The 15,650-nt window shown below is 39.2% G+C and carries 14 protein-coding genes and 1 tRNA gene; 7 read left to right on the forward strand and 8 right to left on the reverse strand.

Annotation, left to right across the window (positions count from 1 at the left end):
• Positions 1-275: 275 nt before the first annotated feature.
• From ACWATR_RS11720 to ACWATR_RS11755, 8 genes are all read right to left on the reverse strand, one after another.
• A complete protein-coding gene (locus ACWATR_RS11720; RefSeq protein ID WP_460332400.1) occupies positions 276-1,064 on the reverse strand; it encodes a Nif3-like dinuclear metal center hexameric protein in 789 nt (262 codons plus the stop codon).
• 33 nt (positions 1,065-1,097) lie between these two features.
• Positions 1,098-1,847, reverse strand: a complete 750-nt coding sequence (locus ACWATR_RS11725; protein WP_460332402.1) for a hypothetical protein — start codon at positions 1,845-1,847, stop codon at positions 1,098-1,100.
• Positions 1,848-2,132: 285 nt separating this feature from the next.
• Complete coding sequence (locus ACWATR_RS11730; protein WP_460332404.1) at positions 2,133-2,546, reverse strand: secondary thiamine-phosphate synthase enzyme YjbQ; 414 nt, start codon at positions 2,544-2,546, stop codon at positions 2,133-2,135.
• Positions 2,547-2,589: 43 nt separating this feature from the next.
• Entirely contained in the window at positions 2,590-2,814 is a 225-nt protein-coding gene (locus ACWATR_RS11735; RefSeq protein WP_460332406.1) for a hypothetical protein, read from the reverse strand.
• Entirely contained in the window at positions 2,811-3,308 is a 498-nt protein-coding gene (locus tag ACWATR_RS11740; RefSeq protein ID WP_460332408.1) for a hypothetical protein, read from the reverse strand. Before ACWATR_RS11740 ends, ACWATR_RS11735 begins: the two co-directional genes overlap by 4 nt.
• 27 nt (positions 3,309-3,335) lie before the next feature.
• Positions 3,336-4,418, reverse strand: a complete 1,083-nt coding sequence (locus tag ACWATR_RS11745; RefSeq protein ID WP_460332410.1) for a glycosyl transferase — start codon at positions 4,416-4,418, stop codon at positions 3,336-3,338.
• Between the two features lie 121 nt (positions 4,419-4,539).
• The gene (locus tag ACWATR_RS11750) at positions 4,540-5,733 is read right to left on the reverse strand and encodes an aminotransferase class V-fold PLP-dependent enzyme (protein ID WP_460332412.1); all 1,194 of its coding nucleotides are present in this window, start codon (positions 5,731-5,733) and stop codon (positions 4,540-4,542) included.
• A 103-nt stretch (positions 5,734-5,836) separates the two neighbouring features.
• On the reverse strand, positions 5,837-6,295 hold the full coding sequence (locus ACWATR_RS11755) for an HIT family protein (protein WP_460332414.1): 459 nt from the start codon (positions 6,293-6,295) through the stop codon (positions 5,837-5,839).
• A gap of 232 nt (positions 6,296-6,527) precedes the next feature.
• Between ACWATR_RS11755 and ACWATR_RS11760 the strand changes: the two genes are divergently transcribed.
• The 7 genes from ACWATR_RS11760 (at position 6,528) to ACWATR_RS11790 (ending at position 15,424) form a co-directional block, all read left to right on the forward strand.
• The gene (locus tag ACWATR_RS11760) at positions 6,528-7,988 is read left to right on the forward strand and encodes a TM0106 family RecB-like putative nuclease (RefSeq protein WP_460332416.1); all 1,461 of its coding nucleotides are present in this window, start codon (positions 6,528-6,530) and stop codon (positions 7,986-7,988) included.
• Positions 7,989-8,184: 196 nt separating this feature from the next.
• Positions 8,185-9,369 carry an esterase-like activity of phytase family protein gene (locus ACWATR_RS11765; RefSeq protein ID WP_460332418.1) on the forward strand — a complete coding sequence of 395 codons (1,185 nt, stop codon included), beginning with the start codon at positions 8,185-8,187 and terminating at the stop codon, positions 9,367-9,369.
• Positions 9,370-9,684: 315 nt separating this feature from the next.
• A complete protein-coding gene (locus tag ACWATR_RS11770) occupies positions 9,685-11,307 on the forward strand; it encodes a serine/threonine protein kinase (protein ID WP_460332420.1) in 1,623 nt (540 codons plus the stop codon).
• A 101-nt stretch (positions 11,308-11,408) separates the two neighbouring features.
• Positions 11,409-12,932: a serine/threonine protein kinase gene (locus tag ACWATR_RS11775; RefSeq protein WP_460332422.1), complete on the forward strand. Its 1,524-nt coding sequence runs from the start codon at positions 11,409-11,411 to the stop codon at positions 12,930-12,932.
• Between the two features lie 110 nt (positions 12,933-13,042).
• A tRNA-Asp gene (locus tag ACWATR_RS11780) sits at positions 13,043-13,116 on the forward strand.
• Between the two features lie 138 nt (positions 13,117-13,254).
• Positions 13,255-14,700 carry a glutamate--tRNA ligase gene (gene gltX / locus ACWATR_RS11785; protein WP_460332424.1) on the forward strand — a complete coding sequence of 482 codons (1,446 nt, stop codon included), beginning with the start codon at positions 13,255-13,257 and terminating at the stop codon, positions 14,698-14,700.
• Between the two features lie 223 nt (positions 14,701-14,923).
• Positions 14,924-15,424 (forward strand): hypothetical protein, encoded by a 501-nt coding sequence (locus ACWATR_RS11790; RefSeq protein WP_460332426.1) that lies wholly within the window; start codon positions 14,924-14,926, stop codon positions 15,422-15,424.
• Positions 15,425-15,650 lie beyond the last annotated feature (226 nt).

Consider the following 15,650-nt stretch of genomic DNA (forward strand, 5'->3'; position numbering starts at 1 on the left):
ACAATTTGTTACGTCAAGTGTGGAACATTTTTCTCTGCTATTAATTGATATGGAACATGAATATCATGTGATTATCATTACACGTAACTAGTGATTTTTATCACAGTTATGGTTAAAAATAGAACTTTATGTACGTCTATCTATGAGTTTATTGATATAAAATTTATGAAGTATCTCAGTATTAATACAGCCAAACCACATGAGTTAACAATATTAAAATATAAAAAAAATTTTAGGCAAGCATCCAAAAAATACAGTTTGCATATCACAAGCAATCAAGCGAAAAACTGCCGGAAGTCTTCATCGTTTTTACTTAATTGCACCCAATCTAAATTTAAGGCTTGGAATTTTTGCACTAAGCGATCGCAAGCCGGACGTTCGGTAGCGTAATGCCCAGCATCGATTAAAATGAGATTGCGATCGCGGCTTTCTTGAAACTGATGGAATTTACAGTCAGAAGTCAGATAAGCTTGAGCGCCAGTTTTGACGACGGCTGAAATGTAACTAGCTCCCGAACCACCCAAAACGGCAACTCGTGAAATTGTTTGTTGTAAATCGGCACTTGGAGAAAAAATCAAATTAGGGGGAGCAAGTCGGGTTTGAATGGCTACAAGTAGCTCCTGTAATGTCAGAAATGGCTCTAGCAAACCAACACGACCATATCCTAATCCTCCTTGTGTAGGTACTATGGGAGTAACTTCTTTGAGTTCTAAAATCTGAGCCAAAACGTCAGCCGTACCATCCTGCACTTGGTCGAAATTAGTGTGAGCAGTGTAAACACCAATATTGTGGGTAAAGGCTAACCGTACCATTTCTGCGATCGCTTCACCAGTGCGTAAAGATTTGAGAGGGTTGAAAATCAAGGGGTGATGGGCAAATATCAGATTAGCATTAAGAGCGATCGCTTCCTGCATTACCGCCAAAGTCGGTGTCAAACACACTAAAACCCGTGTTTTTTCCTGCAAAACTCCTGGTTCAATTTGCCAGCCACAATTATCCCAACTTTCACACCAAGCTGGATTCGCCCATGCTTCAAACCAAGTAATTAAATCAGCTATTTTCATAATCATCGTTCTTCAGCAATTTTGAATTGCTAATCAATGTCTCTGTGGTTGAATATTTAATTTTAATGCTACTTGCTGGCGCATTTCTTGGAAAGGTTTGTTCCATACAGGGCTAGCATTCCAATTCCATGCTGCTACTGGAATAAGTTGTTCTTTGGCTAAATAAGTTAGCAGACGGTATTCATCTTCTGGTTCACGAGAAAAGGTAAAGGGGTTACGGTAGCCTGTTTCACACAGTTTATAAGATATGACTTGATCATGATTAATACGTTGTAAAAGTTCCTTACCTTTAGCGAGTAAATAATCAAAAAAAACCAGACTAAAAGGTTCTATGTGTGAGCGTTTTTGTGGCTCTTTTTTTACCCATCTTGCCCAATCAAATCCATAGATAAAATCATGAACATAACGAAACCGCATTTCCGTTTTATTCCCGAACATTTCCGTCAAACAAACCATCTTTTCACCAAAAACTTTTAAGAATGGAACAGCGCCCTCCTCTGCGGTTAAAGCCTGTCTAAGCATACTACTTACCAGAAAATCAAAATCCCAGAAGATGTTTTCTGGGAAGTTTTCCAACTGAGTACAGACTATGCTTTCGAGAGTTTCTTGAAGGGTTGCAATAATCTGAATGTCGGTGTTTTGTTCAGTAATCAAATTTCCCAATTCTGCAAAATTGGTAATTAATGTCTTGTGGGGATTAAGTGACAATAAGTTAACAGAGTGCTGGGCAAGAATTTCATCAAGAAATTGAAAATTAGGAGTTGGTTTTAGTTCTTTTTTCATATTAATTGAAGTTGCCCAGACATCTGACACTAAAATATTAGTGTATATTAGAATAAATATATTATTAAATAATCATAAATAAACTTAATTTTTGAATTTACAAATTGACGTATATTACTTGGTATGTATCTGGTTTCATTTTTATGAATAAAGCTATTACGGCAATAATTATGTAATAGATATTACCGCATAGGCTATAATATTATACCATAATGATTCGCAGTATAAACAGAGTATTTAAACTCTACAAAACGACACTTTAAATAAGCGAGAATTGAGAAATATCTATCCAGAAATGTGAACAATCAATTCTCTTGAATGACTGCGTTGGCGGTGTTCCCAAATATAAATTCCCTGCCAAGTTCCCAGTACAAGATGACCTCGATTAATGGGGATATGTTCAGAAGTGTGAGTGAGTGCAGTACGGATGTGTGCCGGCATATCATCGGGGCCTTCTGCATCATGAATATATTTGCCTGATTCTGGAACGAGTTTTGCCATAAAATCAGCTAGATCCACAAGAACATCAGGATCGGCATTTTCTTGGATGACTAAACTGGCTGAAGTGTGGCGTAAAAATAAAGTACAAAGACCAATATCAACACCTGATTCTGCAACTATGGATTCAATTTTTGCAGTGATATTGTAAAAAGATTTACCAGTCGTAGAAATTCTCAGTAACTTTTGGTAGTGGGTCATTTAAAATAGTAATTATTGATTGCAGTAAAAGCTAATTAGCAGTTCAATCTGCTTGATTTGGTTGTTGTTCTCTCGTTGGTTGATCGCTTGACTTAGTATTTCTTCTTCTAAAGAGGCCTAACACCGTATTTACAGACTCTTTTATGACATCGGGAATGATAGGCGTATTAGGTAGATTGTGAGATAAAGCTGTAATGTTAGCCGGATCTGGCTCTGGCAGTTGTAAACTATTTTTAGAAGATACTGTATCATCTTGGTTGGTATTCATATTTTTTGTAGTTCTGGAATAAAATAAACTGTTACTTGATGTAACAAGGCAACAAGAGCAATTCCGGCAGTTACAAAAGTCGCATACGTCAGGGATTGAGAAATATCCTCTACTTGCTTCTGATTTTCATTATAAGTCTCTCTCAAGTTAACTAACATCTGTGACTGGTATTCTTGAGGTGAAAACTTCAAATATTTATTCTGAAAATCGTCAGTTTCTAGGTTGGGACTGACAAAAAATTTGCGTGACAATAAAGCCCGTATTAGTAACATAAAGTTGAAAAGCAGTAACAATATTTCTAATACACTAAAAAGACTAAATATTGTAATCAGCCTGGATATTGTTAAAAAAATTAATAATGCGGTGTTCGTGACAAATAAGATGTTCATCTGAGTGATTAGAATCTGCCGTTCTTCCTTTTGCCTTTCAATCACTCGTCGGACATCTTGGGCGGCCAATTCTAAAGTTTCTTTATCTATTGTTGGAGATTCCATTCTTAATTGATTTTATTTTGAATAACTTTATTTCGTCTGCAAATAATTAATAACAGCTTTAGCGATCGCTTCATTCCCATCCTTAGCAATTGCTTGAGATTGCTTTGGTGGTTGAGGTAACTCATGGAGAAAATCCCAATTCCCTTGAAAAAAGTCAGATGGGGTAATGATTTGATGCTGATTATAATTAGTTATGCCTTCTACTAGAAAAGCTGCTTCGGCAAAATCCTCACGCGGTATAGTAACAATCGGTACTCCTAATAATGTGGCTTCAGAAAAAGTACTGTAACCAGGTTTAGAGACGACTCGCGCACAAATAGGCATAAAATCTACAGGGCGGTATTTGCGGTCATCAATTTTCACTAAATTAGGTAAATCAGGGGCAAATTGATCAAAGACGATAAATTGCCAATCGGGGAATCGCCGTAGGTTATCGTAGGGGATTTGCTGTAAACCCAAACCACCAAAGGTCAACAAAATAGTTTTTTCGACTGGTGTAGTTATTCCCCAAAGAGAACGTAAATCATCAGCAGAGTAACGAGGGGAACCGCCTGTTAAGCCCACATCTGTGATATTGTTAAAAGCTGGCATTGGTTCATGGAAGGGAAGACGAAACAAGCGATCGCACTTTGAGTACCCATCACTAATCCAATCTGCAATTGCTGTAAATTCGCCTCCCCAATCTCGGTAGATAAAGTCCCAGCCAAAGTTACTCATCATCCAGCAGGGAATATTTGCAGCTTTGGCAAACTCAGGAGCAAGGAATGGAATATCTGCCAAAATGAGATTAACGCGATTTTGGCGGATAAAATTCACTTCTGAAGCAATCAGCGAATTCTGATGTTTCTTAATATCAAGCAACTTTTCTAAAGTCGCTACTTTATCCATTGTCAAACTATCCGTTTGCACCACACCCAAATCAAATGCACGGGGACGATAGATAAAATCGCCTTGTATGTAGCACTCTAGCAACCAGCGTGGGGCAGTACTCACCAGAATTAGTAGAACTTCTGGGCATAATTTTTGAATTGTCGCGGCTATAGATGCGGTGCGAGTAGCATGTCCAAAGCCGTGGTTAGTTATGGCTAAGTATAAAATTGGGCGTTCCATTTTCAAGTTAGGAGTTAGGAGTTAGGAGTTAGGAGTTAGGAGTTAGGAGTTAGGAGTTAGGAGTTAGGAGTTAGGAATTAAAATCATAATTACTACACTGATAACTTATAACTCCTAACTTTTAATTAATCTTGCAAAAACTTTGAATTGCCTCAACCAATAGATCGATTTCCGATTCTAAAGTAAAGTAATGGACGGTAACGCGTATACAGCTAGGATCGGCGATTGTCCGAGTTAATATCCTTTGTGAGTCTAAAAATTGCACCAACTTCAAATTAGCTTGGGGCTGATTATTTGCAATTTTGAAGGAGACTATACCACTTTCAGGTGGGGAAGTTCGCAAACATTTAACATCGGGTAACGCCGTCAATTGTCGCCAGAGGTACTCACTGTTGTGGCAGATTTGTTCGTAACGTTCCTGTGAGGTTCCCCATTGCTGATGAATTGCGATCGCTTCTTTTAACCCAAGATACAAAGGATAAGCTAATGTAGACACTTCGTATCGTCGCCCATCTGGAAGCCAATCCACAGGCTGAGATTGACTATCCACAACAATGCCATTCAAGCCAATAAATGTAGGTTTCAAGCTTTCTCGTGCTTCTGGTCGAACATACAAACCACCAGCACCCGCAGGGCCACATAACCATTTGTGACCAGTGAAAGCATAAAAATCTACTCCCAATTCCGTCAAGTTTAAAGGCAACAAACCAGCAGATTGGGCAGCATCTATTAATAGTGCAGAATGATTATTCCTGCATACTTCGGCAATTTTATCAAGAGGTAAAACTTGACCAGTATTCCAGAAAACATGACTCAATATCACTAGGCGGGTATTGGGGCGTAAGTGTTGGGCAATGACTGTTACGGGGTCGCCCTCATTTAAAGTTGCTTTTAGGGGACAGGTAGTAACTTCCACAGCGAATCTCCGCGCAATTTCCTGCGCTGTCGCAATCACACCTGGATGTTCGCAATCCGAAAGCAGCATGTGGTCGCCAGCTTGCCACTCAATGCCCCACATAGCGATATTACAGCCAACAGTGACATTCTGAGTGAGAGTAATTGTTTGGCTTGGTGCATTTAACTCCAAAGCGATCGCTTCTCTTGCTGCTTGAGTTTGGGGTGCTATCCAGCTATACGCCTCATTCCCAAAGGGGCCTATTTCTTGAACATAAGCTTGAGTTTGGGCGATCGCATCCATTGCTTTTTGGGGCATCGGCCCTTGTCCGCCATAATTGAAATAAGTCTTATTTGCTAAAGCCGGAAATTGCTCTCGATGGCGATGCAGCTTGATTGGTGATGCAGAAATACTAGTCATAATTTACAAGGGATATCTGCTGTTTGCAGGTTATTGAGATTTAGAGGAATTTGTACTTTGTGGTAGGAGCAATGAAATTAATTTAAGCCCTCGCTGCCAAATTTCATCTCGTAATCAGTAACGATAAATGCTCTGTGACTTTTTCTCTTAGATTCTGGGCTGTTTGAGAACTAATCAGATGATGTTTGAACTCTGATACATTACGCCACGGATTAGCCTTGCGATCTGGATCAGACTCGTAACGGGGGAAGAGATGCCAATGAATATGTGGCTCACCATTTCCATAACAGGCATAATTCATTTTCCACGGACTAAAAGCGTTAACAATAGCTTGTCCTGCCAACATCACCTCTTGAAATAAGGCGGACTGGATAGGTGGGGGAAGTTCATGCAACTCTCTAATATGTTTTTTTAGAAGGATGAGGGAGTATCCGTGATGAAACTGATGATCGCCAATCACAAAGATTGAATGCTCGAATTCGTGGATAAAGTAGGGATTCTGACCGTTTCTCCAGAGTGTGACACGCTCACAGATGAGACACGGCTCATGTTTTTCTGTCATGTACCCTTGTAATAATGGATAAACCGTGATTATGTTACTCTCCCGCAGTTGTAATTTGGCAAAAAAGCAAACGCTTATGCTGTTTAAACCAATAGCTAGCTGTTGACAGTATAAAATAAACGACAAATTAAGTGTGGATGCGTTGGCGTAGCCCACCAAAGGTATCGCTACTTCCAGATTTTAGTTGTCTAATTTACTCCCAGAGTGTGCTAATTCTTGTTAACTTATAAAGATGCTAATTAATGCTGAACTCCTACTGCAATATCAACGCTGTAAACGCCGGCCTTTTCTAGATACTCACGGTGACAAAAGTCAGCGCGATGCTCCCAATGAGTTGCTACGGAAACTGCAACAGGACAAAATCGCTCATCAGCTGAGTGCTTTGGCACAGAAGACTTATCACCAACCAGATTATTCTTATGGAAACTGGGAAAGGGGAGAGAAAGAAACTTTAGAATTGATGCAGCGTGGGGTTGACTACATATATAAGGGAGTACTGTTAGCAAATTATTCTGAAGCATACACCCTCCTAAGTCGTCCAGATTTACTTGTGAAACAGCCAGGACAATCCCATTTTGGGGATTGGATCTATGTTCCAGCTAATATTGAACTCGGTAAGCGCCCTAAGCAAGAATATCAAGTTGTCGCTGCATTTCATGCTCAAGTATTGGCGACAGTACAAAGAGTTCCAGCTGAAACGGCTTCGCTCATATTGCGAAGCAAAAATACAAACTATGCAGTAGATTTGTTTAAATGGATGCCACGAATGCAGGAAATTCTGGAGGAGTTTATTCAAGTTTTAGAGTTACCGAATCCGCCAGAAGTGTTTATTGCTCGGCAAAAGTGCAATCTTTGCCATTGGTATAGTGAATGTTATGCGATCGCTCAATCTGAAAAACATCTCTCATTGTTACCAGGCGTAACACCCATTCGCTACACTCAACTCCAAGCCTTAGATATCACCACACTGGAATCTCTCGCTAACACCAGTCCCAGCATTTTAGAAAACTTACTTGGTTTTGACAGAGAAATAGCGCCCAAGTTGGTAGTGCAAGCTCAATCTGCACTCGAAAAACGACCTCTAATTTTACCCTACCCGTTACCAATAGAAGATATTACATTTACAGCACCCATAGAGATTTACTTTGATATTGAAGCACAGCCAGATTTGGATTTAAATTATCTCTTGGGGGTTTTAGTTGTTGATAGAGTTGCCAATACAGAACAGTTTTATTCGTTTTTAGCAGACAAACCAGAAGACGAAGAATTAGTTTGGCAGCAATTTTTGGATTTGGTTTGGCAATATCCCGAAGCGCCAATTTATCATTTTTGTGTCTACGAGTTTGATACAGTCAAACGGATGGCAAAGCTGTACCACACTCCGTACTCCTTAGTGCGTCCTGTCCTGAATCGATTTGTGGATGTGTATGAACAGTTAACCGAAAGTGTAGCATTGCCCGTAGAAAGTTATGCCCTCAAAGCGATCGCTCGTTGGCTAGGATTTGAGTGGCGGGAAAAGGAAGCTAGTGGTGCCAAATGTATTTACTGGTATGATCAGTGGCTAGAAACAGGCGATCGCACCTTACTAGAAATTATCCAAAGCTACAACGAAGATGATTGCCGTGCTACCCGCAGAGTCAAAGATTGGCTTGTCAAATTTTTTCAGGATGAATATGATTTGCGACTTGCTTAGTTAGCGTCGAGTACTTCGCATATTTCAGGATAGTTCTTTTCTTTACGATAGCCTGCGGCAAGCCTCTTTGCGTCCACATTTCTCTTCTTTGTACTTAAGTCTTAACATGATTTAGTGCATCTTGATGCAGAACTAGTATCAGTACTGTTTCAGTGCTATCTTGTTTATGATTTTCAAAATTTAGCAATAGCTTTCCATGCAGTTCATTAAAAAAATCTTTGTATTTCCGCAAATTATTTACTTTTTTATCCCGATTATAATTATCATCTTCTTATTTATAGTTTTACATACAAATGCTATTGAAATCAGTAGCATAGAATTTATTGGGGAAGCCACTTTACCGAAAGGTTTAATATTTCAGAAAACTGAAGTTGGAGGCTTATCTGGAATTACATATAATGTAAAAAACAACCTTTACTATGCTATTTCCGATGACCGTGGGCAAAAAGCTAATGCGCGTTTATACACCCTGAAAATCGACTTGAGTAAAGGTTCCCTACAAAAAGATGGAATTATTCCAGTTAGTGTCACTACATTATTAAATCAAAATAGTCAAACATTCCGCCCCAGTGAAACTGATACAGAAGGTATTGCATTAACTAATAAAGCAACTGTGTTTATTTCTTCTGAAGGCGATGTTGCAAAATTAATTGATCCTTTTATTAAAGAGTTCTCACTATCTTCTGGTAGAGAAATTACAACACTTCCCATCCCAAACAAATTTTTGCCAGATAAAACTAGTCAACAAGGTATCCGCAACAACTTGGCTTTTGAAAGCCTCACCATCACACCCGATAAAAAGCATCTATTCACAGCTACCGAAAATGCTCTAATTCAAGATGGTGTCGCAGCTAAACCTAACATCGGTAGTCCTTGCCGAATTCTGCAATACAACTTGCTCAACAACCAGCCAGACAAGGAATTTCTTTACCAAACAGAACCAGTTGCACCATTTTTGAATTTAATTGGCAAATTCGCCAGTGGATTGCCCGATTTACTTGCTCTCGACAATCAAGGACACTTCCTAAGTTTAGAACGGTCATTCACTGGTTTAGGATTTGCTGTTTCCCTGTTTCAGGTTTCTTTAGAAGGAGCCGATGATATTCATACTATTGATAGCCTTTTAGCAGTTGATACCAAAAATATTAAACCAGTTCAGAAACAACTGCTATTAGATTTGAGAAAACTAGATGTACTGTTAGACAACATCGAAGGCTTAACTCTTGGCCCTAAGCTACCCAATGGACAACAATCATTAATTCTCATCAGTGATAACAATTTCAACTCCCTACAACGCACCCAGATACTAGCCTTTCAAATGAAAATTGAAACTCCGCTAATTAGATTTTTACGCCGTTTAATACCAATTTTTAACAATTAGCTGTACAGAGATAAAGGTGCGTAGGCGTAGCCCGTCGTAGACATCTCGGCTTTACTACTATTTACTTATTACTGTGTATTCACGGAATCTACTAGGTAACTTTATCTAGCCTATTTAGAGTTTCCGTGTAATTTCTCAACCGTAATCCTTAATAAATATGTTACACAATATTTAGGAGCTTTTGCAGAGAAATTAACCATAATTAAAGCTTGTAGTTAGTTATCTCAAAATAATGATATTTTGTAATATTTAAATTTAATAATTAGCTAGACTTATAAAGTATTTTGCCAACAATATTTTTCAAAAATGATTTTTATGAAACAAAATAAAGTTGAGAATATGGTAGGGCAAAAAGCAGAATTAGACGATTACATTGGACAATGTTTAAACAACCGCTATTTAATCAGAAATTTAATTGGCAAAGGGGGGATGAGTAGAGTTTATCTAGCTGAAGATACTGCTAAAGGTGGTATGCCGATCGCAGTCAAAATCTTATCATTCAGTCTGGCAAATCAACACATGTCCCAACGCTTTGCCAGAGAGATTTTTATTGGCGCTCAATTAGGTCGCAAAAGTAAACATATTGTTCGTATATTAAATTATGGATTTACTGAGGATAAGATTCCGTTTTATGTAATGGAATACCTCGAAGGAAAAAATCTCAAACAAATTCTTAAAATCCAGCCTTTAACAATATCCAAGTTTTTGCAAATTTGTAATCAAATTTGTTTAGGTTTAGAATGTGCCCACCAAGGTATCAGCCTTAAAGGAGAGATTTATCCTATTGTTCACAGGGATATTAAACCAGAAAATATATTCATTAGTGAAGATAGTAAACAAGGAGAAATTGTCAAAATACTCGACTTTGGCATTGCAAAATTCCTAACAGAGCGAAGTGGGATGACCCTGACAGATTCTTTTATTGGTAGTTTGCCTTACTGTTCTCCAGAACACATGGAAGGGCGTAAACTGCTAGATGTCCGCTCTGACATTTACAGTTTGGGAGTATTAATGTTTGAGATGCTGACAGGAAAGCATCCATTTCAGACAAAAAGTAACTCTTTTGGTACTTGGTATCAAGCGCATCGCTTTCAAATGCCACCTACAGTTGAAGAAATTAATCCGCAAGTCAAAGTTCCGCAGATATTAGAAAAACTATTGATGAGTTGTTTAGCTAAAGAAGTAAGCGATCGCCCTCAGAATATCAACAAAATATTAGAAGATTTAGAAAAGGTTAATATTCAGCTCAAAGATGTTATTCCTAGCAATGGTAATGACATTGTTAACCTCTCATTTCCGGTTCAATTAGTACCCGCAACTTTATTATCAGAACAAGAGTGTTTGCAGAAAAATTGGCCTAAAAATAAACCAATTGCGCCAATTGGGTTTCCTCATTTACTCCATACTACCCAAAGACCTATACCAACTTTTTGGGCAATGTTGCCTAAACAAGAGATTACAAGATTTTTGGATAAAATACATGGTACTGAATTTATTAGTAAAATGAATGTCTATCCGATGCTATTGTGGATAACAGTACTATACGATGCCGAACCTTCTATGACTAAATGGCTACCTTATTTTCTAGATTTAAAAGATAATAAAGGGCAGAATATAGCGCGTAGTTTAGCGGAAGTAGGCTACTATCATTTACTGTTTTTTACCTTAGAAGATCCAACCCGTTGCTCTCATGTAACAACTTTAAACCTTACCGCCAGCCAGCGCCAGCAACTTGTAGATTGGTTAGATATTAGTCAACAGCCAAAAGAATTAATTTCACCTAATCAAGCCAAAAATATTCTCAAAACAGAGTATGAAAAGCTGAAGTTAGACATCTTACAAAATTTAGCTATACATCAAAAAAATGAGAAAGAAAGCTTAAGAAATTGGATGAATAAATTTTTGGAGATTTTTTTTAAGTTTGTATTACGTTATTGAAAGCTTGCAATCAAAATATTTACCTCTATTTCCTAAAAGCCTTCTCTTAATTATGTGTGTATTGCTAACTTTAAATGTCCTCAGCAATGGAGGTTAATAAAGTGAATCAGAGCTTATTTACATCTCCAAATAGTACGGGCTTGCTTGCCAATCGTTATCAACTGAAGCAATTAATTGGTAGCGGTGGTATGGGTGAAGTTTTTTTAGCAAATGATATTTTGTTAGGAGGAATACCAGTTGCTATCAAGTTTTTGACTCAAACTGTTGTCGATACCAAGATGCAACAAGACTTTGCTCGTGAAGCTTTAATGAGTGCAGCTTTGAGTCAAAAGAGCATACACATAGTGCGGGCGTATGATTATGGTGTGAATGAGAAAGGCAAACCATACTACGTCATGGAATATTTATGTGGCAAGAGTTTAAAGGATTTGATTCCGTTACCTCTGCCCATCTTTTTAACTATCTCCCGCCAAATTTGTTTAGGCTTACAATGTGCTCATCAAGGTATTAACATTGATGGCAAAATTTGTCCATTAGTTCATAGAGATATCAAACCTGCCAATATATTAGTTATTCCCGATCCGATATTGGGTCAGTTAGTTAAAATTCTTGATTTTGGGATTGCTAGATTTTTAAATTATGCATCAACAGCTAGTACAAGTAGGGGATTTAATGGCACTTTACCCTACTGTTCTCCAGAACAACTAGATGGGGAAAAATTAGATAGTCGCTCTGATATATATAGCCTAGGTGTGATGATGTTTGAGATGCTCACAGGCAAAAAACCTTGGCAACCAGAAACTGACTATTTTGGGGCTTGGTATAAAGCACATCACTTTGAACAACCAAAAGCGATCGCAGAGGTTAAACCGACTCTGAAAATACCTCAGAAGCTAAATAATTTAATTATGGCTTGTCTTGCTAAAAAAGCAGGCGATCGCCCACAAAATATCGCTCAAATTTTGCAAGTCTTAAACAGCTTAGAACAGTCTAATTGTCCCAGCTTATCTACAACTTTAGGCTCTAACTCTATCCTTAGCCGTCCCTTAGATTCTGGATTACCAATCACAGTAGAACAAAGTTATCGGCAACTTTTGTGGCCTCAAAATAAACCAATTCAAGAAATCGTTTTTCCTCAGCTTCTAGATACCCCACAAGGATCACTAACAGCATTATGGTTGATGTTGCCTAAACAAGAAATCAAAACCTATGCGGTTTCTACCCGTTACAATCAGTTTATCTTTATGACATCCCCTCACCCAATGCTATTGTGGGTGACTGTGCTCTACAATCGGCAATTGGCTCCTAAGTGGCTACCATGCTACTTAGATATGCAAAATCCCCAAAATCTAAGGCTGGTAAGTTTACTGGCTCAAAATGAGCAGTATCCTTTGATTTTCTTTACTCTCGAAGCACCAAATTCTTGCATCAAAGTTCTCAGCAGTCGCATTGAGCCAACTCAGCGGCAAATGTTGAAAACCTGGGTGCAACAGAGTCATAGTTTACCACCCACTTCTCAATCTCATTTGAGCAAACAGCTATTAAAGCAGCAGTATAAACAAATGCAATCCCGGATATTGCAGCATCTCGAATCAGAACCACAGGTTGTATTATCAAGGTTTTAACGAAAAATTCCCACCTTGGAGAGACAAGACAAAAATAATTTCTAATTTCCTATTCCAAAACACTTGACAAGTAGAAAAAAAATAGTGATAATAGCAAAGTTGCCAAACAAGGGACTGTAGTTCAATTGGTTAGAGCACCGCCCTGTCACGGCGGAAGTTGCGGGTTCGAGCCCCGTCAGTCCCGTTCTAAATTTATCAGTAGCTAATCATCGAAATAAACTTCGGTGGTTTTAAACTTTGAATTCCCCAAAAGGATTGACTCAGAATTAGGGGTTTGAATATAAGCTACATTTATCATGCTTTGCGAAAGAGAGAATTAACTGTGACTGTTAGAGTCCGTATTGCGCCGAGTCCAACCGGAAATTTACATATTGGTACAGCTAGAACGGCTGTATTTAACTGGTTATTTGCCCGCCACCACGGAGGGAAGTTTATACTACGAATAGAAGACACAGATTTAGAGCGATCGCGTCCCGAATACACCGACAATATTCTTGAAGGACTGCGCTGGCTAGGACTTAACTGGGATGAAGGGCCATTTTTCCAATCCCAACGCCTGGATCTTTATAAAGGAGAAGTACAAAAACTGCTAGATCAAGGATTAGCCTATCGCTGCTACACCACCTCAGAAGAATTAGAAACTCTCCGAGAAGCCCAAAAAGCTAGAGGCGAAGCTCCTCGCTATGACAATCGTCACCGTAACCTCACCCCAGAACAACGCGCCGCTTTTGAAGCAGAAGGTCGTTCTTCTGTAATTCGTTTCAAAATCGAAGATGGGCGCGAAATCGTCTGGAATGACCTAGTACGGGGAAAGATGTCTTGGCGAGGTAGCGATTTAGGTGGTGATATGGTCATCGCCCGCGCTTCAGAAGAAGGTAGTGGTCAACCTTTATATAACTTTGTAGTTGTAGTGGATGACATCGATATGCAAATCACCCATGTCATCCGGGGAGAAGACCACATCGCCAACACCGCCAAGCAAATTCTGCTATATGAAGCAATGGGTGCAAAAATCCCAGAATTTTCCCACACACCGTTGATTTTGAACATGGAAGGACGCAAGCTTTCTAAGCGGGATGGCGTCACTTCCATTTCTGACTTTCAGAAAATGGGCTTTACTGCTGAAGGTTTGGTAAATTACATGACATTGCTGGGTTGGTCGCCACCAGACTCAACGCAAGAAATATTTACCTTGGAAACAGCTGCTAAAGAATTTGGCTTTGAGCGCGTCAATAAAGCAGGCGCCAAGTTTGACTGGGACAAGCTGGATTGGTTGAACAGCCAGTATATCCACAAGACACCAGTAGATAAACTTACAGATTTACTCATACCCTATTGGCAAGCGGCTGGGTATAAATTTGATGGTGGAAGAGAACGCCCCTGGTTAGAACAGCTAGTAACTTTAATTAGCCAGAGTTTGACTCGCTTAGTAGATGCAGTAGCTCAAAGCCAACTATTTTTTAGCGACAAAGTTGAATTTAGCGATGAAGGTAGCACACAACTGAAACAAGAAGGTTCTGCTGCTGTCCTTGAGGCGATTGTCAAAGCTTTGGAAAACCAGCCGCAACTATCGGAAGCCGCCGCCCAGGATATTATCAAACAAGTGGTGAAAGAGCAAAAAGTCAAAAAAGGCTTGGTAATGCGATCGCTCAGAGCAGCCTTAACTGGAGATGTTCATGGCCCCGACCTCATCCAATCTTGGTTACTACTAAATCAGATTGGTTTAGATAAACCGCGCTTGAGTCGGGCTATAACGGAAGCTAATTAGCGATTACCTCAATATTTTAGAAATATTTTAGATTTTAGGGGCGCACGTTTGTGCGCCCCTATCCATAAGGTAGAGCAACTATAAGAACAAAAAATCATTAACTAATTACTCATGAATTATCCCCAATTTCAAATCTAAAATAGGTAGTCAATTCTCCTCACATTGGGAACTTGGTGTGTAAAATTAATGTCTTCAAAAACACTTAGAAGCGAACGTAATTACAATGCCAACACAAGCGCTCAATAGAGGGATGAAATTATCGTTCATGATAGTTACGCTCTTCATCATATCGACGGTTACGCCTGTTACTGATGCTGATGCTCAGGAAGCGCCAACGATATTTGGAGATGTCACGATTGGCCCTCAGTTTTCGCCAGACCCCTTGACAGTTCGCGGGATGAGTGGTGGTTCAATATCTGGGAGTCAAGTAGCTGGGAGAAGTGAAACAGCCACTGGTCCTTGTAACGGATTTGTTGATGAAACCCCAGACCACACATTAGCGCTAACAAGTAAATTTGACTACCTAAAGCTACAAGTGCAAAGTCCTGAAGACACCACCATAACTATCAAGGGGCCTGGTGGTACTTGGTGCAATGACGATTTTGATGGCAAAAATGCCGGCATTGTTGGTGAATGGCTACCTGGAAGCTACCAAATTTGGGTTGGTTCTTACGAAAAAGGCAAATATCTTCCTTACACTCTACAAATTACAGAAGCTAAGTAGGGGATTGGGGATTGGGGATTGGGTATTGAGGATTAGATTAAAAATTAGGGTTCAACTAATTTTTTCCAGTCCCCAGTTCCCAGTCCCCAGTTCCCAGTTCCCCAGAATGATGATTGAGAAGGGCTTAAACAACACGAAAAGCATTCTAGAGAAATTCTCCATGCCTTTGCATCCCGTTGCGCTCCTTTTTCTCGTGCGATATTGTATTAAAATTAAGTTAACTTTG

The organism is Nostoc sp. UIC 10890, from assembly GCF_054786515.1.

Coding starts and splice junctions, on each gene's coding strand:
- ACWATR_RS11735 (WP_460332406.1), bottom strand. CDS start 2,814: ATGAATACCAACCAAGATGATACAGTATCTTCTAAAAATAGTTTACAA.
- ACWATR_RS11770 (WP_460332420.1), top strand. CDS start 9,685: ATGAAACAAAATAAAGTTGAGAATATGGTAGGGCAAAAAGCAGAATTA.
- ACWATR_RS11765 (WP_460332418.1), top strand. CDS start 8,185: ATGCAGTTCATTAAAAAAATCTTTGTATTTCCGCAAATTATTTACTTT.
- ACWATR_RS11725 (WP_460332402.1), bottom strand. CDS start 1,847: ATGAAAAAAGAACTAAAACCAACTCCTAATTTTCAATTTCTTGATGAA.
- ACWATR_RS11745 (WP_460332410.1), bottom strand. CDS start 4,418: ATGGAACGCCCAATTTTATACTTAGCCATAACTAACCACGGCTTTGGA.
- ACWATR_RS11790 (WP_460332426.1), top strand. CDS start 14,924: ATGCCAACACAAGCGCTCAATAGAGGGATGAAATTATCGTTCATGATA.
- ACWATR_RS11750 (WP_460332412.1), bottom strand. CDS start 5,733: ATGACTAGTATTTCTGCATCACCAATCAAGCTGCATCGCCATCGAGAG.
- ACWATR_RS11755 (WP_460332414.1), bottom strand. CDS start 6,295: ATGACAGAAAAACATGAGCCGTGTCTCATCTGTGAGCGTGTCACACTC.
- ACWATR_RS11740 (WP_460332408.1), bottom strand. CDS start 3,308: ATGGAATCTCCAACAATAGATAAAGAAACTTTAGAATTGGCCGCCCAA.
- ACWATR_RS11760 (WP_460332416.1), top strand. CDS start 6,528: ATGCTAATTAATGCTGAACTCCTACTGCAATATCAACGCTGTAAACGC.
- ACWATR_RS11720 (WP_460332400.1), bottom strand. CDS start 1,064: ATGAAAATAGCTGATTTAATTACTTGGTTTGAAGCATGGGCGAATCCA.
- ACWATR_RS11730 (WP_460332404.1), bottom strand. CDS start 2,546: ATGACCCACTACCAAAAGTTACTGAGAATTTCTACGACTGGTAAATCT.